Annotated in this window: 17 protein-coding genes; 4 read left to right on the top strand and 13 right to left on the bottom strand. The window is 67.8% G+C overall.

Translation table 11 applies throughout. The features are described 5' to 3' along the window. From NMK44_RS40405 to NMK44_RS40445, 9 genes are all read right to left on the bottom strand, one after another. Positions 1-1,478 (bottom strand): DUF4158 domain-containing protein (locus tag NMK44_RS40405; protein ID WP_254752943.1); only part of this gene is annotated, 1,478 nt, incomplete at its 3' end. A 381-nt stretch (positions 1,479-1,859) separates the two neighbouring features. Further along, complete coding sequence (locus NMK44_RS40410; RefSeq protein WP_254752945.1) at positions 1,860-2,150, bottom strand: hypothetical protein; 291 nt, start codon at positions 2,148-2,150, stop codon at positions 1,860-1,862. Then, positions 2,147-2,518 carry a DUF6247 family protein gene (locus tag NMK44_RS40415; protein ID WP_254752947.1) on the bottom strand — a complete coding sequence of 124 codons (372 nt, stop codon included), beginning with the start codon at positions 2,516-2,518 and terminating at the stop codon, positions 2,147-2,149. Before NMK44_RS40415 ends, NMK44_RS40410 begins: the two co-directional genes overlap by 4 nt. Before the next feature lie 178 nt (positions 2,519-2,696). Beyond that, positions 2,697-3,773 carry a hypothetical protein gene (locus NMK44_RS40420; protein WP_254752949.1) on the bottom strand — a complete coding sequence of 359 codons (1,077 nt, stop codon included), beginning with the start codon at positions 3,771-3,773 and terminating at the stop codon, positions 2,697-2,699. Positions 3,774-3,847: 74 nt separating this feature from the next. Then, positions 3,848-4,075 (bottom strand): hypothetical protein, encoded by a 228-nt coding sequence (locus NMK44_RS40425; RefSeq protein WP_254752951.1) that lies wholly within the window; start codon positions 4,073-4,075, stop codon positions 3,848-3,850. Positions 4,076-4,677: 602 nt separating this feature from the next. Next, entirely contained in the window at positions 4,678-5,364 is a 687-nt protein-coding gene (locus NMK44_RS40430; RefSeq protein WP_254752953.1) for a restriction endonuclease, read from the bottom strand. A 106-nt stretch (positions 5,365-5,470) separates the two neighbouring features. Further along, positions 5,471-6,334, bottom strand: a complete 864-nt coding sequence (locus tag NMK44_RS40435) for a hypothetical protein (protein ID WP_254752955.1) — start codon at positions 6,332-6,334, stop codon at positions 5,471-5,473. 205 nt (positions 6,335-6,539) lie between these two features. Further along, positions 6,540-8,291 carry a hypothetical protein gene (locus NMK44_RS40440; RefSeq protein ID WP_254752957.1) on the bottom strand — a complete coding sequence of 584 codons (1,752 nt, stop codon included), beginning with the start codon at positions 8,289-8,291 and terminating at the stop codon, positions 6,540-6,542. Positions 8,292-8,533: 242 nt separating this feature from the next. Next, the gene (locus NMK44_RS40445; RefSeq protein ID WP_254752959.1) at positions 8,534-9,064 is read right to left on the bottom strand and encodes a hypothetical protein; all 531 of its coding nucleotides are present in this window, start codon (positions 9,062-9,064) and stop codon (positions 8,534-8,536) included. Positions 9,065-11,171: 2,107 nt separating this feature from the next. Between NMK44_RS40445 and NMK44_RS40450 the strand changes: the two genes are divergently transcribed. Together NMK44_RS40450 and NMK44_RS40455 are read left to right on the top strand one after the other, a co-directional pair. Continuing rightward, the gene (locus tag NMK44_RS40450; RefSeq protein WP_254752961.1) at positions 11,172-11,819 is read left to right on the top strand and encodes an HAD family hydrolase; all 648 of its coding nucleotides are present in this window, start codon (positions 11,172-11,174) and stop codon (positions 11,817-11,819) included. A gap of 4 nt (positions 11,820-11,823) precedes the next feature. Beyond that, positions 11,824-12,663: a DUF1932 domain-containing protein gene (locus tag NMK44_RS40455; RefSeq protein ID WP_254752963.1), complete on the top strand. Its 840-nt coding sequence runs from the start codon at positions 11,824-11,826 to the stop codon at positions 12,661-12,663. Positions 12,664-12,670: 7 nt separating this feature from the next. Here the strand turns inward: NMK44_RS40455 and NMK44_RS40460 are convergent, their stop codons facing one another. The 4 genes from NMK44_RS40460 to NMK44_RS40470 form a co-directional block, all read right to left on the bottom strand. After that, positions 12,671-13,234: a phosphotransferase-like protein gene (locus NMK44_RS40460; protein WP_254752965.1), complete on the bottom strand. Its 564-nt coding sequence runs from the start codon at positions 13,232-13,234 to the stop codon at positions 12,671-12,673. Further along, positions 13,234-13,896: a GIY-YIG nuclease family protein gene (locus tag NMK44_RS42855; protein ID WP_374215415.1), complete on the bottom strand. Its 663-nt coding sequence runs from the start codon at positions 13,894-13,896 to the stop codon at positions 13,234-13,236. The genes NMK44_RS40460 and NMK44_RS42855 overlap by 1 nt, the downstream gene beginning before the upstream one ends. A gap of 15 nt (positions 13,897-13,911) precedes the next feature. Next, a complete protein-coding gene (locus tag NMK44_RS40465) occupies positions 13,912-14,943 on the bottom strand; it encodes an AAA family ATPase (protein ID WP_254752967.1) in 1,032 nt (343 codons plus the stop codon). Between the two features lie 182 nt (positions 14,944-15,125). Further along, positions 15,126-15,908 (bottom strand): GntR family transcriptional regulator, encoded by a 783-nt coding sequence (locus NMK44_RS40470; RefSeq protein ID WP_254752969.1) that lies wholly within the window; start codon positions 15,906-15,908, stop codon positions 15,126-15,128. Positions 15,909-16,217: 309 nt separating this feature from the next. On the opposite strand from NMK44_RS40470, the gene NMK44_RS40475 reads away from it, so the two are divergent. Both NMK44_RS40475 and NMK44_RS40480 read left to right on the top strand, forming a co-directional pair. Then, positions 16,218-17,027: a hypothetical protein gene (locus tag NMK44_RS40475; RefSeq protein ID WP_254752971.1), complete on the top strand. Its 810-nt coding sequence runs from the start codon at positions 16,218-16,220 to the stop codon at positions 17,025-17,027. 150 nt (positions 17,028-17,177) lie between these two features. After that, positions 17,178-17,711: a hypothetical protein gene (locus NMK44_RS40480; RefSeq protein WP_254752973.1), complete on the top strand. Its 534-nt coding sequence runs from the start codon at positions 17,178-17,180 to the stop codon at positions 17,709-17,711. The last annotated feature ends 203 nt before the right edge of the window (positions 17,712-17,914 follow it).

Genomic DNA, 17,914 nt, shown 5'->3' on the forward strand with positions numbered 1-17,914 from the left:
ATGCCCGCGAGCAGGAGGAGACAGCCCGTGCCCCTGTTCTTCGGAACAGTCATGGCGCGCTCCTCCATGGCGCGGACCTCGTCGCCGGAGGGTTCGGAGTAGACGGGCGGATGCTGGGCGTCCCGGTGTGCGGGGGGCGCGGACGGCTGGACGAACTCCCAGCCCCAGCGCTCCTGGCCGGTGAAGACCCGCCGCGCCAGTTCCGCTCCGGCGTCCGGCTCCTCCCCGCCCCGAGGTTCGGTTGCCGGTGCGCTCTCGGCAGTGCTCATGACGCCCCCCTGTGGATGCCGGATATCCTGACCTTCCGGAGCGCCCCTGTCAGCTCCCGGGAGCTGACAGGGAGGCCCCTTTGACCAGAAGTCATCTACGAATGACTGAAGTTGATGTGCCGTCATATATCCGGACCAGCACACTCCGCCGCGAGATCGCGATCCGGGCCGGGCCGATGCGGCAGCGCCGCCGATGAGGCTGTTGTCGACCTGCTGGAGCAGGGTGCGGTAGTTGCCGATCAACGCCTCCACGATCTCCTGCTGCTGGCGGTGGATCTCGGCCAGCTCCTCGCGGGCCTTCTTCGCCTTCGCCGCCATGCGCTTGCAGAACATCGTGGCCACATCGTCGCGGGCGCGCATGCGGGCCTTGGCAGCCAGACACGCGATCAGCGCCACCCGCCTGGCCTCGGTGTAGTCCTTCAGCATCCCGGCGTCCTGGGCCTCCGCCTCGCCCGCGAAGTCCGCGGTCTTCGACGACGCGACGCCCTCAAGCCACTTCCCCGGATCACCGAGCCCGTCCACCCACTCCAGGTGGCCCTTGAGCCGTTTGAAATGCGACCAGGTCTCCCGGCCCGGGTTCTGCTTGAGCGCGTTGAACAGCGTCTTGCCGTCCAGCCCGATCACTTCTGGCAGCCCCAGCAGCCGGCCCCGCTCCTCCCCGGCCATCCGGCCCCGGATCCCCGTCAGGATCTCCTCGTTGACCTGCCCCCGCACCGCGGACGCCATCGCGTCCAGCGTGGAGAACCGCGGGATCTCCAGCCCGGCCTCGACCAGCTTCTCCAACGCGATGTTGATCAGGTCCGCCGGATTGTTCTTCGACGCCGCCTCGACGCGCATCGTCTCTTCCGCCAGAGCGCGGGCCGCCGGGCCGTCATAGCGCACCTGGTACCGCTCACGCACCCACGACCGGTACCGCTCCGCCGTCCGGCCCGACGCGTACACCGGCAACGTACTCTCCGCCAGTTCCACCGCCCGGCGCACGAACTCCACCACCTGATCCGGCACGTCGTACGCCCTCGGGAAACACCCCATCCGCTGATACGACTTCAGCGCGACCAACAGCGCGAGCTGGTGCTCGTCGGAGTCCGTGACCTCCTCGACCCAGACCCGCTCCTCCTCGCTCGGAGTGAAGAACACGTGCAGCTCACGCGCGGTGATCAGCCGCTTGAACCGCGGATATGCGGTCCTCTCGATCGAGGTCGTCCCCACCCCACTCGACGCCCAGCTTCCAAGGCGCCTCACGCCTTGCCCGCGTGATCATCCCCAGCCCCAGGGCCTGAGAAGATCAGAATCCCGGAATCCTGGACACGAGCTGTTCGCCAGTACTAGAGGGACCGCAGGGCATCAGACGGTCAAGATCATCCCGTGGCGGCTTTTGGGCTCACCTTGGCTGGACCCCTATGAGCGCGGCAAATTCCGGCACTGGGTGGACGCGGACCTCGTCCAGGACGACGATGGAGACGACTGATCAAGCCGCCCGGCTACCTGCGTGAAGCCCCCGAACTTAAAGGGGCCGCGTCCGCCACTGTCCGGCGGGCGCGGCCCCTTCAATCGTTGGTCCGGGCCGATGAGCTACGGCGCTTGGAGGCGCTAGAGGTCCGCGAACGGCGGGCAGATGTACGTGACGGCGATCAGCTGTAGGCGGGGCAATGGCAGCGCCAGCATGAAGCCGTCCTCAAGGAGGGGAAGGCGCCGCACGCCGCCGGCGATACCTGGACGCGGGCCTTCTCCGATGTCCGTGACGTCGATCCCCATCTCGGCCAGGTCAATGAGTTGTCCGGCGAGCCTCTCCACTTCAGCGATAACGCGTTCGGGCAGTCCCTTCGCCACGTGCTCGAAGTCGGGCTCGAACTCCCACCGCCATCCATTCTTGTCGGTCAACCGCCAGCCCGCCGGTCGATACCCGCTTCGTCCGCCGCCGCGGTCTGGATGGCGGACACCTCGGCGGCGATGGCGCGGGCCTCCGTCAGGTCCTCCACTTGCGCGGCGCGTGCCTCCAGCTCACGCAGGCGTGCTGCGCGGGCGGGGTGGCGCTCGATCGCCACGGTCAACGCCCACTGCCGCAGGAACCGCCGCATCGGCGCCGCGTCCACATGCTCACGCGCGGCCGCCATCGCCTTCGTCCGGTCGGCGTCGAATGCGGCCACCTGGCTCGGAGCGATCCGCACCAGCGCGGCACGCAGCTCCTCCGCGGTCGCCTTTGGCTGCGGGATCAGGGGGCCGTGTCCGTCGGCTACTGCCTCGCTCATGCTGCCTCGCTCCGTGTCGTGTCCTCCACGATATCGCGCTCGCCAGACGTCGAACCTGGCCCGAGGTCGCCGCCCGCCCGGGCGCGGCCTTGGAGGAACTCGACGCCCAGCGCATCAGGGCCGGCGCGCGGCAGCCGGTCACCGGCTGACGCCGCGGCGCCGGTCACGCGCTGGGGAACTACGAGGCGGTCGGTGTGGCCTGCTGGACCTGCAGGGGCGGCGGCAGTGGAAGCCGGAGCCCCACCACCCCCCGGATGTTCAGTTCGCCGGCCTCTGCCCGGCGCAGCAGTTCGCCGGCGTTCTTCAGCGCCATGACGGCCCGGGTGCGCAGGCGGGGGTGGAACGGCATGGCGAGCGGAACGAGTGCGTCGATGGCGGCCGGGTTGGGGACCGAGCTGTTGCGCAGCTCGCCGACGACCCGGTTGAGGGCGTAGCCGAGCTTGGGTGGCAGTTGGACGTGGGAGCGCTGCAGCGAGGACAGCAGGAGCGCCAGCATGTCCTCGTACGCGGTGCGCAGGGCGTTGATGCTGTCGTGCGACACGATCTCGACAGCGAGCAGCCCGCGGCAGCGTTCAAGGCGTTCGAGGATGGTCTTGAGCATCTTCAGGTCGAGGTCGCCGGCGTAGCGCAGGGGCCGGCCCACCCGGGCCAGTAGCTTGCCTCCTTCGACTCCTTCACTCCGGGAGAAGCTGCTCAGGAGCTGGAACCACGCCTCCTGGCTTCGCAGTGAGTAGACGCCGCAGCCGATGAGGATCTGGTAGAGGATCTTCGCCTTCAGCGGGCGGGCGCCGCGCAGGACGGCCCCGTACGTCACGTGGGAGTAGCCGGGTGCCTGTTTGGCGAGGGTGCGGTGGCTGAGGCCGTTGAAGTCAAGCAGCGTCTTCAAAAGCTCGCGCAGCTCACCCTCGTCGACGGCGTGCGGCGGGGTGAGGTTGCCGGTGCGCTGCCAGCGGCTCAGAGCCTCGCGGCACATGTCGCCGGAAGAGCCGGCGGCGGCCAGGCGCAGGCTCTCCCAGCGCGCGCTCCAGCTCTCGGGGTCGCCGCCGCAAGCCAGGACGTAGCCGTTGACGGTCGCCCAGGTCGGCAGCTTCTTGCCCGCGTGGGCGTTCGACAGCGTCGCGGTCGACAGCCCGCTGTGTTCGGCCATCACCGCCAGTGGCGGGTTGCCGACCTCTTTGCGCAGCGCCTGGAGGTCGCGCGCGAAGGCCACCAGGGGGTCGTTGGTGCGGGGCAGCTGCTTCATGGGGCGGGCCACGGCGTCCATCTCCTTCCCGTGCCCGGAACAGGACCGGGGCCCGTCGGTGAGACGGGCCCCGGCAGGGCATCGGGTCAGAGCAGACGCTGACGCAGTTCGGCGGCCAGCAGACCGCCGGCCCCCAGGATGGCGAGGGCCTCCTCCAGCTTCATCCCGCGGGCGAGCAGGACGAACAGCGCGGCCAGGAGTATGACCAGCAGGAGTAAGGAGGCCAGCGGCGAGGACTTGGCGGCGCTCGCCGGGGTGTGCGTGCACGGCCCGTTCTGCTCAGCAGGAACGGGCTCGGGAAGCAGGTACGACAAGGAAGTTGACTCCCAATCAGGAGGCGGATGGTCATCTGACGGTCCGGAACTTGGTGTTCAAGTGCCTTGCAGGGCACAGGGCTTCACGCCGGTGGTTGCAGCCACAGGCGCCAGCGAAGCCCACGCTACCCACGCTTACGCGCGAGAATGCCGATTCAGTTCCCATTGGAGGCAGGCCGTAAATAAACGGGCGACCTGTTATCTAACGGCCGGAACGGAATTGTTCAAAGGATGGTTCGCCGCCGGATTTAACAACCCGCGAGCCTGCCACATCAGTGCAGGTCAGGCCGGGTAGAGCTTGGACGGGGGAAAGTGTCTGCCTACAGCTCTGTACGAGGACTCATTATCCCCCCATTCTTGAACTCGTTCCCACGTGCGCGTGCCGTGCGTACGCGTGCAGAAGAGGCGCAGGTCCAACGGTCCGGACACGCACCGCAGAACGCAGGAGGCCCCGTTGCAGCGGGGCACCTCCGCAAGGTGGCACGGCCAATAGGTCAGCCACTGGTCTTCCTCCCGGCCCCGACGATGACGACTCTCGCGGCCCGGAGGGCGTACGACAAGAGGCAGGGCCCGGAGGATCTTCCGCCGGGCCCTGCCGTCCGTCATCTGGGGCGCCGTCTGGTGCCGCCGCCACTGCCGTTCAGCGGGATCAGGCTCTCCAGGTGAGCGCCTTTGACCCAGGAGCCCAGCAGGTCGCGGTGCAGGGCCACGATGTCCTGGCGCAGCGCCAGGCCCAGCGCGTCTCTCGTGAACGCGCGGCAGGTAGTGACGAACAGGGCGACGTCCGCGCCGTGCTCGAGACGGGCGGTGCCGACGAACTTCTGCATGTCCTGCGAGGACACGCTCCGATGCGCCGCGTACTTCTTGCACTGGATGACCAGCTTGCGGCCGTCGGCCAGGTAGCCGACGACGTCCGCGCCCAGGTCGCCGCTCTTGCCGCTGACGACGACCTCTCTACAGCCGTCCCGCCGGCACAGCCCCGCGACGTACGTCTCGAATTCCTGCCACGACAAGGCGTCGACCTGGGCCATGGACAACTCGCGCGCCCGGGACTCCTCCTGCGCTCGCCACGCCCGGTCCCGGCCGACCGCCTGGCGGTGCGCCCGCAGCAGTGCCCAGGCGGCCCCGCCCAGCGCGGCCGCGGTGAGCACCGTCACCAGGACGGGCCACACCGTCGACCAGTTCGCGGCGACCCACACCATGGCGATCACCGCCGCCACCGCACCCCAGACCTGCAACTGCTTGCGGGTCTGCTTCTTCAGGCGCCGGCGCCGTCGTCGTGCCGCCATCACTCCCCCGCTTCCCACGTCCGTGGTCCGCAGTGCGAGCCGACAGGCGCCGCCCAGCCTGTGCGGGTGCGGCAGCTCATCGGCTCGCCTGCGTGACGCCGCTGGCTCATGGCTGGCACGAGGCGCACACCGTTCCTCGGTCTGGGTCGTAGCGGCGGGTGCCGCAGGCGCATAGGGGCCAGTCGAGGCAGGCGGGGCACTGGTTGTAGGGGTCGCCGACGGGTCGGCCGCAGGTTCCACCTCGGCCTTCGCATTCGCGGTGCGGGGGTCGGTGGGCGACCGCCTGGGCCGGGGTGCGGTTCGCCGCGGTGTACGCGGGCTGCTCCGATTCGTAATGGTCGCGGTCGTCTCGAGTATCGGGTTCGAGGCGGCGGTCGGGCAGGAGCCACCCGCCGCGGCACACGGGGCACGGCTGATCGTCTTCGGTCGGCCGCGTGGCTGGACGCCAGCCGTCCTCGCACCGCCCGTCGCACGGCGTGGGCGCCAGCAGCCACACCGCGACATCGTCCGGCCCGTACCCGTCCTGACCGGGTTCGGCCTCGCGCTTCAGGGGCCGCACGGCCCAGGTGCCCCACCAGCGGCGTTCGATCCGCGCGGCGATCCGGGCGGCCGTGGTGCGCAGCAGTTCGGTCTGGATGGTCTGGACGACGGTGGCCGGTACTCCGCCTCCGCAGGCGTGCAGCAGCTTGTCCGGGAGTGCGGCCAGGACTGCGCGGAGGGGGTCAGTACTGACTGTGGCGCGCTGGCAGGCGTCACAGAGGTCCTGGTCTCCGGTGAGGGGGTAGTAGATCCGAGCCCAGCGGTCTCGCTTGTCCTTGCGGTGTGTGGCTTCGACGCGGGTGGGGGTGGGGGCTGGGCGTTGTGGAAGCCGGGTGGAGCAGGTGCGGCATCGTCCCTGGCAGTGGCGGCAGAGCTTGCCGTCGGTCTGGTCGGTGACGGCCTGACACACCGGGCACTCACGTCGGCACACGGTGCAAAGGTGATCGTCTGGGTGAGGCTCGGGCAACCAGCGATGTTCTCCCTGGCAGCGCACGCACCTGCGGGTGTCGGTGTCCTCGAAGTGTGTGGGGAGCGTGGGCTGGCCAGGGCATTGGTCGCATTGGACGATCGGGCGGCTGGTGTTGCGAGGGAGGATCATGCGCATCTCCCGAGGTGGTCGGCGGAGGGCGGATTGATCAGCGCACCGGGCCCTGAGGGGTCGCGCGTGCCTGGGCGACTTCGTGGGCTGCTCGCAGGAGGTCTTGCTGCTCGGCGTCGAGGCTGTGAGGGGTGAGGCTGTCGGGTCGCACGGAGAAGAAGGAGATCGGCCCGTGGAACGGTCCGTCGTAGGACCCCATGAGCTGGAGCATGGTGTCGGCGATGGGGTTGGCGGTCTTCTGACTGGCGGGAACGACCTCTGCTACGTAGGCGTGCACCAGTCCCGGCCCCGGCAGGACGATGCGGTCGACCAGCCCCGCTCCGGCGAGGCCCACCTTCGTCCTCATGGCGTCTGCACTCTCGGTATGGAATTCCAGCGAGCCGTCGGGGGAGACAAGTGCGTACCTCAGGGGCCGCGTGTCCTGGGGCCGGCTGTCGGTGCCCAGCAGCTTGGCGAGGTCGCGTTCGAAGTCAGTGTCCGGGGGCACGCCGGAACCGGTGGCTTCGGCTTCTGCGAGGTCGGCGTCGAGTTCCCAGGCATCGGTTTCGCGGGAGGCGATGCGCTGTTGCAGGGACCGGAACCGACTGAGGGCCTGGCTCTCGGCCTGATGCTGTTCCAGGAGCCGTAGCGCGGTGGACCGGTTCGCCGGAGGGGTGACCCAGTGCGGCAGGTCGTACTCGGGGACTTTCCGGTCTCGGGCGAAACCCAGGCGCCGTTCGAGGTTCGTCACCGCGGCGGAGGACACGGCGCCGGGGCGGAGGCCGCGGGTGCGCTGCCCCCAGGCCACCGCTGCGGCGGCGGCACTCCAGGCTGTGGCCAGGAGCTGCCCAAAGGTGAGCCCGCTGTGAAGTGCCCTGCGGCAGTAGTCATGGGCATCCTGCAGGCGGTGCTCGGGCAGGGGCTCCTCCTGGTACTTGGTGACGAGGAGATCGTTGAGGTAGGTGACCGCGGTGGTGACATCGAGGTCTTCTACGAGTGTTGTCAGCTCCTCCGGACTGTCGAGCAGGAAGAGCCGCAGGTGCTCAGCAAGGTCCGGGGTGCTCTGAGGGGTCTCATCACCGAGAGCGTGAGCCAGTTGCCACGGCACCTGGTCGACGTAGACGGCCTCGACGGTGCGGTCGTCCCGGAAGACGAAATCACCGATGGTGGCCGGGAGCGCCGGCGCGATCCACCGCTGCTTGTACAGGGCCTTGAGCGCATGGAGATCGGCGCTGTGGGAGACGCTGAGGAGGTAGTCCGTGTCCTTCAGCGGGCCGAACGTGTGCACATCCCTCCTCACCATGATGTCGATCATGGTGAGGAGCGTGAGGGCCTCGGCAGGTTCAGGAAGGTCACCGGGCTCGGGCCGGTTCCGATGATCGGCCAGCCAGTTGCTGGCTGCCTCCACCCGGGCTTGCGTGGCGGCCTGCTCCTTCGCCTTCGCCTCCTCCTTCTCGCGGCGCCACCTCTCCGCTTCCTCCTGCTCCGCCTTCTGCCGGGCACGGGCTGCGGATTCGTGACACTGATCGCAGGGAATCTTGGCTGTCTGCTCGGCGCGGGGGAAGGTATCGGGGTGCCAGACCCGCCACGTCGCCAGGTCAGACCGGGAGCGGGCGGTGAGCGGACCCGAACACTGGGGGCACACGAAGTGCGGAATGGTGGCGGTGCAAGCAGCCTTCACCGTCAGCAAGACCTTCGTCGTGCTTCCCAGATCGGCCACCTTGTGCGTCCACGTACCGGGCTGGGTGAAAGCCCAGTACTTCAAGCACAGCTCCCTGTCCGAGGCAGTGACCCCGTCCTCGAAGTGCACCTCCAGCAGAGGCTCCTCCGCGCTGGGAACTAACCATCGCCGCGCGACGTGCTGCGTACGGGCTTGCTGCTGCGCTTTCTTGCGGGCGTTCTGCTGCTGCCGCTTACGGCGCTGCTGACGGTTCCCCACTGATCACTCCTTGTCACCGAGACTAGCCAGATTAGCGGTGCTTACAGACACCAACGCACCACCCTTGTCCCGGAGTTATGCATGAAGACCTCGGCCCTTTTGGACGGCAGCAGCTACGTCGGCTGGAAGGTGGAGTTCAGGACCATCGTGGACGACCGGCTGCCCTCTGCCCGGCGGACAAGGTCCGGGCCGTACAAGGTCACGGCGTACACCTCGCTCACCGAAAGCGCCGCGAGGACGATGCCGATGTCGCTTTCAGCGGCACCCCGCAGCGTGGCGACGTCGGCCGGGTCCAGGAGCTCAGCATCCATCAGCTGGCCCTCGCCGACCTCGGCTACCACCGCCAGTTCCTCCTCCTCCTCGAGACGGCGCATCTCCTCCAACGCGCGCCCCCACTCCGCAACGGGCTCTGTGGGGCCTGAAGGCCAGGTGGGCTGAGCCGGGCACCGCGTCGCCAACTGCCCTTCGCGCTGTGCATCGCGGGCCAGGGCCACCTGGATATAGGCCGCGGGATTGGCTGGCCTCCAGCCCATGCACATGCCGTGCAGCTCTGCGGCGATCTGCACGCCGTCCAGCCCCCGGTCGATGAGCGGACGCAGCGCAAAGGCCAGACGGCGCAGGGACTCACGCTGAGCCCAGGTCACCAACGGCCGCACCTGCCGGGCGATGGCGATGTCCCGCGCGACCTGCCGGGTCGCACGCTTCGGCCCGTGCTTCGCTCGCTTTGTCTTCCGTGTCCGGGTGGGAGGTGTCGTTGAACGCCTCGCCTGCGAGGTGTCTGTATCACCACCCACTACCCCAGCCTGACCCTCCGGGGGGGAACCCCCAAGGGAATGGGGCTCACAGGCCGATGGACGGGAGTTATCCACAGGTCGAGCAGCAGCGCTGGCAGCGGCGACCGCCTGGGCCCGTCCCTCCTCTGTCACTCCGCACACCCGGGCCTCGTATCCCCGCCCGGCGATCCGGTGGCCCCTGGCGCGGTCATAGACAGGCGGGATTGCTGCCCCGTAGATCGTCGCCGTCGCTGCATACGCCCGACCCGGGAGCCGCAGATTGCGCTTCGACCCATGCCGCACCCACACCAGCGCACCCAGTTCCCGCAGAACCGCCACATGCCGCTTCACCGTCGCCCGCGACAGCCCAGTACGGCGGACGATCCCATCCAAGCCGTACAGCACCAGCCCGCGGTCGTAGTCCATCCGCCCCGCCAGATCCTTAGCCACCCGCAACGTTGAGATCCCGGCACGCGGATGAAGCCCCGCACCCACCAGCCAGCTCACAACACGCAGCCACGCCCGCGGCTGCGCATGACGGGACTCGGTGCGGTCCACCTCCTGTTGCGGCCCTCGGACGAACAGCACTGGCAGCGAGGCTTCGCTTTTGTGGGCCGGTGACGCAGATGAACGGGGAGAAAGGATCACCACGGCGGCGGGTGCCGCCACGGCGCTCACTCAGCAGCCCGGAAGGACTTCAGAACGTGATGCATCTGGTGACCCTGATCCAGGTCACCTGTGGACAGAGGTCGGGCGGAGCTGCACGGGTGGCTGATGGCAGCGGAGGAGACGTCGGTGGAGGGAGCAAGCAGCACGGTGAGTGGGGTAGAGGTCGTCACACTTGCTACAGGTGTTGATGCTGACCGCGGTGTGACACCGGTCGAGCAAGAGTTCTGGACGGTGGGATGGATCGGGCGAATCGGGCTGTGAGATTCCGCCGGGCGGGACCCTGAAATCAGGCGAACCTGAGCGAAACGGGCATAGCTGGGCTGGCGCAAGCCGCAGTGGTCGTGCAAAATGACGACGTCCTCCTTCTAGCGACGAAGGGCATAGCGAAGCCCCCTCGGGTGCTTCGGGTTCAGAGCAGAACCAGAGATCGAACTGTTCGATACGGCGGCAACCGGTCGAACAACCCCTCCGGGGAGGCCCTGCCAGGCCACTCCGGAGACCAGATGAGGCACTGAGCCGTGGTGAGTGGCATCACCACGGGGCTCGGCCCCGGGCGGCTAGAAGCCCTGCATCGCAGGCGCCGCCCCCAGACCTACGTCATCTCGACCCCCTCTGCGGAGGGTTGGTCGGGTGCGGCATCAAACACGAACACCCCGCCGACGGGCCAGCGCACATGCATACGTCGCTGACCCCACGGCGGGGTGCTGTGTGTCTGGGGCTGGGCACGGGTACCCTGATTCATGTCGATCACCTTCGTATGGCTAAAAGGGTGCTCGGCGGGCCGTCGGACCCCTCTCACAAGGTCCGCGGCCACTGGCCCCATCTCGACTTGCTCAAGGTCGATGGGGCCACTTCTTTGATCAACGTCGGGGACACGATACTCCCCCGCTAAGACGTTTGATGCCCCGCCAACGCTCGTGTCGCCGAGCCCGGGCCCGTCGCTGACGGAGGGCCAGGAAAGCACTGGAAGGGGAACCCGTCGACCGCAGGAACACCGCCCACGACGTGCAACCGCGAAGGACAGAAGACCGGAACGAACAGAACCGAAGCACTGAGTCATCCGGGGCATACGTTCCTCACCCTCCCGCATGAAGCCATGGCCCCCATCAGGGGGCACAGACGCCCTGGTCACACTGGCAATGACCACAACTCGACCAGACCTTGCCAGCGGCACCAAGACAGTTCGACCCAATGGCTTGATGGAGCCCATGAGGCGGGCGGAAGTCCTTCCCCTCATCCCGCCCCATGGGAACCACCGCCCGGCAGTCTCTCGTGTAAGACAACTAATCAGAGCACTAGGGTCGCCCCCATGCCCCTGGCCCTCTTCGACCTGGACGGCACACTCGTCGACCGGCAGACGGCGCTCAGTACCGCCGTAACGAACCTCTGCCGCACACACCGCTACGACGCCACCATCCAACGATGGCTGCTCACCGAGCTGGCCGACCGAGCGAACCCCGACGACTTCACCCACCTGCGAACCGCCTTCGACCTGCCGGAGCCAACCACACAGCTGTGGGAGGAATACGTCGACCTGATAGCGAAAGCCGTCACCTGCCGACCCCAAGTCCTCGAAGGCCTGACGCGCCTGCGCGCCGCCACGTGGACAATCGGCATCGCCACCAACGGCGCCAGCGACATCCAGCAGGCAAAACTCACCGCCGTCGGCCTCGACCTCCTGGTCGACGGCATCGCAGTCTCCGGCGATACGAAGATCCGCAAGCCCGACCGGGGCCTCTTCCAACTCGCAGCTGCCCGCTGCGGCGTGAACCTCACTGACGGCGGCTGGATGATCGGCGACAACCCAGCCGGGGACATCGCCGGAGGCCGACAAGCCGGCCTGCGCACCATCTGGCTGCGCGGCGGCCGACCATGGCCCGACACTCTCTCCCCCGCGGACCACACCGTCGACGACGTCCCCGACGCCATCAACATCCTGCTCAACGAAACGGAGTAGCACCGTGGCCGAGCCGACCGTCGGCATCCTCCACCCCGGCAGCATGGGCGCCGCCGTCGCCGCCTGCGCCGCGACCAACGCGAACGACGTCCTGTGGTGCCAGGCCGGGCGAAGCGCCACCTCCGCCGCGCGCGCCGAGCAGTTCGGCCTGACCCCGGTAGCCACGCTGCCCGAGCTACTGGACCGCAGCGACATCGTCATCAGCCTCTGCCCGCCGGCCGCTGCCGAGGACCTGGCCCGCAATCTCGCCGGGCACCACTTCGCCGGGGTGTACGCAGAAGCGAACGCGATCAACCCCGAACGGACGCAGCGGATCGCCGCACTGCTAGGACCGGACACGACCGTCGTGGACTGCGGTGTCGTCGGCTCCCCGCCGGTGGGCGGTAAGACGCCGACCCTGTACCTGTCCGGCCCGGCCGACGCGACCGAGCGCATCGAGGCACTGTTCGCGACCACCGCCGTACGGACATCGGTGCTAGGCACGGAGGTCGGGAAGGCATCCGCGCTCAAGCTGTCGTACGCCAGCTTCCAGAAGACGTCGCGGGTACTGGTGGCACTCGCCGTCGGCATGGCGCGCGAGCACGGCGTCGACCAAGAACTCATCGAGATCGCCTCGAAGCGCACCGACTCATACCTCGCCGAGCCGCAGTACATCGCCAAGACCGCAGCCCGCGCCTGGCGCTGGGGCCCGGAACTGGAAGAAGCAGCCGACGCGCTCGCGGCCGCCAGCCTCCCACCGGAGATGCTGCGCGCCGCCGCGAACACGCTGGCACGGTGGCACGACGCCAAAGACGACGGCGAGCTCACACTCACCGACGCCCTGGACCGACTCGCCCAGCCGTAACCCGCGCTCATGCCGTCGCCACCCCTGCCCGCTGCGCCAGCAACTGGTCGATGAGCCGCGCAGCATCCTGCGGAGACGCTGCCGTGGTGTCAACAGTCAGGTCCCAGGTCGCACCCGGGTGCTTGTCCAGGTCCTCGCGGGTCGCATCCCACGCCACCAGGCGCGCCGCCGTGTCACTGTCGCCGCGCCCCGTAGACCGCTGCTCGGTCACCTCGCGCGGGCACCACAGCAGCACCACCGACCAGTCGGCCGGGTAGCCATCGACCAGGGCACGGATGCCAGCAACCTGCCCGAGGTGAACAACCGGGACCCCAGCCTCGAACGCGTCATCCAGGCCGGGCCTGTCGATGACGTACGTGTTGTCGTACCTGGAATTTGCGTAGACGACGGCGCCCGCAGCCTCCAGCTCGCGCAGCTGCTCCGCCGTGCCCATCCGGTAGCCGCTGCTCTTGCCCGAGCCAACCTTGAGCCGCGCGAACTGCGCGTACCGCGGACTCAGGTCGGTGAGCGCTGCAGTGACGGTGTCCTTGCCCGACGCCGGCGGGCCGTAGAGAATCACGCCTTGGCTCATTACACGCTCAGTTTTCTTTCGTCCTTAGCCGACCACAACTCAGCGTCGGGATTCTTCCGGAGGGCTTCCTGGCATCGGTCGCATTCCTGCGAGAGTGCAAGCCAAGTTTTCATCGACCAGCGGACATTGCTGCGGAACGCGTTGCACTCGCAGTGGTCGTGACAACCCCATCCGGTGTTCGTGGAACAGCAGGAATAGGGCCACGAGCCAGCGTGCAGGGCCATGGGGTGGCCACAGCTACACCGGAAGCCTGTCCCCGCGATCTCACGCGAGTGATCGGGAACATCGCTGGGCGACCGGTGGCCGTGTGTCACGAACGGGAACGAAGTGAGCTCTGAGCGAACTCGCCTGCGTTCCGGTTGCTGAGACTGCCTAGGGGTGGCTTGCTGCTCCTCTAGCTGGTCGGCAGCCTCGGCGACCAGCTGCAGCCAGTTGGCTCCTTCGAACTGGAACCACTCACCCGACATCCGCTTGTCAGCGAAGTAGCGATGCAGCTTGGTCTCGAGATCCGGGTCATTTGTCTCCCTGCTCCACCACACCTGCAACGGAAACGGTGATGCCGTCTGTAACTGGCCTAGTCGTTTTCTGACATTGCGGGTCTTCCCGATCTTTACGGGCGCAGGTTGATCCGATGAGCTGATGGCGTAAAGGAAAATTTTCATTTCCGCTCCAGAGGATCAAGGCGACATTGTCTTGATTGCCTGGCGAGCTTGATCGGCTAGAGAGATCGCCGATCCTAGACGGTTATCGACCACCAGGTGCGGCACGGCAGGTCGGAGGTCGAGATCAACCGTCTGCAAGTACTCGTTCCAGCACTCGAGCTTCCAGGCGTCCCGTGCAGCGCCACGAGCTGAGATGTACTCGTACATCGACTCCACGTCGCAGCGCACCCAGACCGGCGCGACGTCCACGCCCTGGGCGGAGCACTTGTTGATCAGCCGCTGCATCCACTCCTCGTCGGTGAGCTCCGCGATGAACGGGGCCGTGACCACAGAACTGATGCCGCAAGCCACGTTCGAGTACACGACCTGCATCAGCGCGGCGTATTCGGCTGGCCGCACCTTCTCGCGGTAGACCTCCGTGTGCCGATCGTGTGGCTGCGCCCCCAGCGCCGTTAGCAGCGGCTCTACCAACGGCCTGGTCAGCGGATCCTTATCAACCAGCGGCCAGCCCGTCAGCTGCGTCAAGAACCTGGCGAACTCCGTCTTGCCACTTCCAGCGAAGCCGCCGACCAACACCACGCACGGCTTGTGCGGATCACCACCAGTGCGGCGCCGCTTCCACGCCTCCATCACCCGCTGCTGCCAGCCGTAACTGTCGATGCCCCCACCATCGGCGATCCGCGTCAACGCCCGCTCCACAGCGATGACGTGGGATCCATTGCGCTGCTCCGGTAGCGGAGTGACCTCGAAGGCCGTCTCCTCGCCGGGCAGCGCCGGCCGGAATCCCAGCGACGGCTCCGTGGCCCGGTACAGCAGGCAGTACACCCGCCGATACGGCGGGCCGGGGTAGCTCTCGCCTGTTTCGTGCATGCTCAGGGTCTGTGGATTGGCCGCCGGGACCTCCAGACCAGCTTCCTCGGCAAGGAGCCGGAGCCGCTCGCCGGCCTCTTCGAGCGTCAGACCATGTGCTTCGCGATGATCACGAAGTTTGTCCGGACGCCACCCCGCCCGCTTCCGTCCCACCCCTTGAACCTCCGTCAGCCTCATGCTCGGGACCCTAGGCGCGGACCCCGGAAATCAGCGTGTAGCTACTCGTTGAAAACGCGTTGAGGAATCTCTGCACCGACTTGACGAGCTATCTGTGATGTTGCAATCCGTCTCTCGCGAGTGTGATGGCTTCCACACAGCGAAAGGATTTGGAGGGCAGATCAGTGGCCATTCACCGAAGGTCAGGAACGGCCTCCATGCCACACGCCAGGCCGGAGAATGTCCTCCCATACCTCCAGTGGGCCTTCGTCATCGGAGTAGAGAGTCCGCAACACGAGGACCGGGACGGGAACGTCCGGTGGCACGTCGATGCCGAACTCATCGAGTTCGTTGGTGGATGCCAGACGTGCCGTGCTCTGCTCCGGGCCTGCGGTGATCGTCTTCCCGGTGCGCTCGGTGTACAGGTCGTGCCGGAACTTTGGCATCGGCCCTTCGTCGAGCAGCTCCGGCAGGGGGCCTAGGGCCCGCATGTGAACCATGTTCAGAGCCAAGACCGTCGCTTTGCCGTCCTGTACGAAGGTTCGACTCCTCAGAACGATCTCGTCGTACAGGTCGATTCCGAGGAGGTTCGCAATCTCGGAATCCGCGCACGATCGCAGGAGGGAGCGAGGGTTCACGTAGGTCTCCCGGGGAGCCAGCGGCCTGCCAGTGCGACGAAGTCGCTCCAAACGTGCGGCGCCGGTAAGGATCGACGGAGGAATGTCGCTGGGGCTCAGCACCTTGGTGCCACTCCCCTGCGTTGTGCGAATCAGCCCTTCAGCCTCCAGGGCCTGGTAGGCACGATGGACTGTCGCTGTGGCTCCCTTGCCCTCAGCGACAAGGGCTTGGACCGACGGGAGTCGGTCGCCAGGGCCGTAGACGCCGTTCTCGATCTTTCTCGCGATCTCATCCGCGATCTGTCGCCACTTTGGCGGCTTCGGGGCCGGGGCTGGCATGGCGACTCCCTTCGACTCGGCTATGGCCAACAGTCAACCACATTCTAGAAGACCTTGACTTCTCTTCTAGAAGACTTCATCGTGGTGTCTGCGACCGGCGCTATGCGTCTTCCGCACCAGCACGACTGCACAACAGCAGGAGTCACTGCCTCTTTGGGGGCGGCGGCAGTGGGGTGAGCCGAGCTCCCCCGGCCTAGGCGCCTGTACCGAATAGCTCCACCTGATCCACCTCGAACGGCGCTGCTGCGCTGTCTGTCCGCCAGGACCAACCTGCCGAAACGCTGGCCTGGCGCGGCAGAGAAGGCAGCACCCGCACCCGACCCCTGTCAGGAGGATTCGATGCCCCGCAAGCGTCTCGGCCGCGTCCGGACCAAGAACACGAACCGCCGTGAGGCGCTCAAGCTCAGCAGTATGACCTCGGAGGACTACAACGTCCGGCCGGATGAGATGAAGTCGATCGCCTGCCCCGACTGTCGCACCTGGCGCCGGATCATGGGCGACAAGGTCCTCAAGATCCGCGAGCACTGCATCTCGGACAAGATGGCGGAGGGCGAGAAGCGCGTCGCCTGCCCCGGCAGCGACCAGCTCGTGGTCATCGACATCGACGTCCGGCGCTGGCAGTCCGAGCAGAACCGGCTGCTGCGCGACGCGATGCCTCCGGAGAACCGCCGCGCCGCCCAGCAGTTCTACAAGCCGCTCCCGGCCCCGGCCGCTCCGGTTTCCCGGATCAAGGGGAAGGTCACGCTGGAGACGGCCCGCCAGTCCTACCTTGCCCACCGCAAGGGCTGCGCGCGGTGCGTCGGTGGTCAGCACTGCACGGACGGCGGCATTCTGGCCCGCCGCTACGTGCTCGCCCTCGGTCAGGAGCCCGCCCGCCGCGAGGCCCGCGCGGAGCAGGACCGCCAGGCGCGGCGCGCCGAGCGGAGGCAGTCGGCGCCGGCGGTCCGCAAGGCGCAGTGGGCTCGGTACGGCGGCAAGGTGGTCGAAGCGGCGAACAACCGCTGTGCGGAGCGTGTGCCGGGGATGGTCTGCGAGTTCGGCGGCCCGCAGGTCCCGCTGGCACCCCAGAACGTAGAGGCGCACGACCGGCGCCAGGCCGAACTGGGCAAGCAGTACGCCGCCTGGAAGGCCCCGGTCACGGTCGGCTGACCCGCACACCGTGACGAACGGTCAAGGCCCTGGCCACCCCGTACGTGGGGTGGGCGGGGCCTTGGCTGCTCGTACGGCAGTCAGCAGCCCCCAGGGACGGCATTCCCCGGGGGCTGATCTCACACCACTGGACCCAACTGGGAGGCCCAGATGACCGTCAGCATGGCACACAGCACGACACAGCCCTTATCCGCACCCCAGACCAGGGCCACGCCTGACCCGGTGATCCTTGAGGCGCTGCGTCGGGTCGTCGAGAGTCAGATCGGCCCGCGGCGTCCGGGCGCGATCTACCAGAACGTCCGCGGCAGGTTCGAGGTCCTGGCCGTGGTCCGGGATCCCGGACGAGCCCGAGCTCTGCTGGGACGCCGCTGCTCCCAGTGGGCGGTGATCGTCCGGGACGTGCTGCGCCCGAACGGTGAGCCGTTCGCTGTCGGTTCGCCGTGGAGTACGGAGGACTACCTGGTCCGCGCCGCGGACGACGCCTGCGTGCTGTGCGGGTACTGGCGGTGCCGGTGCGGGGAAGCGCATGCGCCGAGCGGCACGGTGAACGCGATGGTCCCGGGGAGCTCCTGGGGCGCCGATCAGCGGTGTGTCTGCGGCCGTTCTGACGACCAGTGCCGGTGCCCGGACCCGTATCCGCGTACTCGAGTCCACGCCGGTGTGGTGGCGGTGGCTGCGCGATGAGCGCCTGCGGGCACCCTCCGAAGCTCGTCACGGTCAACCAGGTCGGTGCGGACGGGAAGCCGTTCCAGACGGTGCGGCACGAGCCGTGCCAGTGCGGCGGCGGAAAGAAGTAGCCGGATCCGTGCAGTACATACGCCATGCCCGCACCGCGCAGCGCGTCGCGGTGCGGGCCATTGTTCACCGCGGTCTGGCTCATCCGGCCA

Origin of the sequence: Streptomyces cucumeris, assembly GCF_024295805.1 — a bacterium.
GTDB classification, from domain to species: domain Bacteria; phylum Actinomycetota; class Actinomycetes; order Streptomycetales; family Streptomycetaceae; genus Streptomyces; species Streptomyces cucumeris.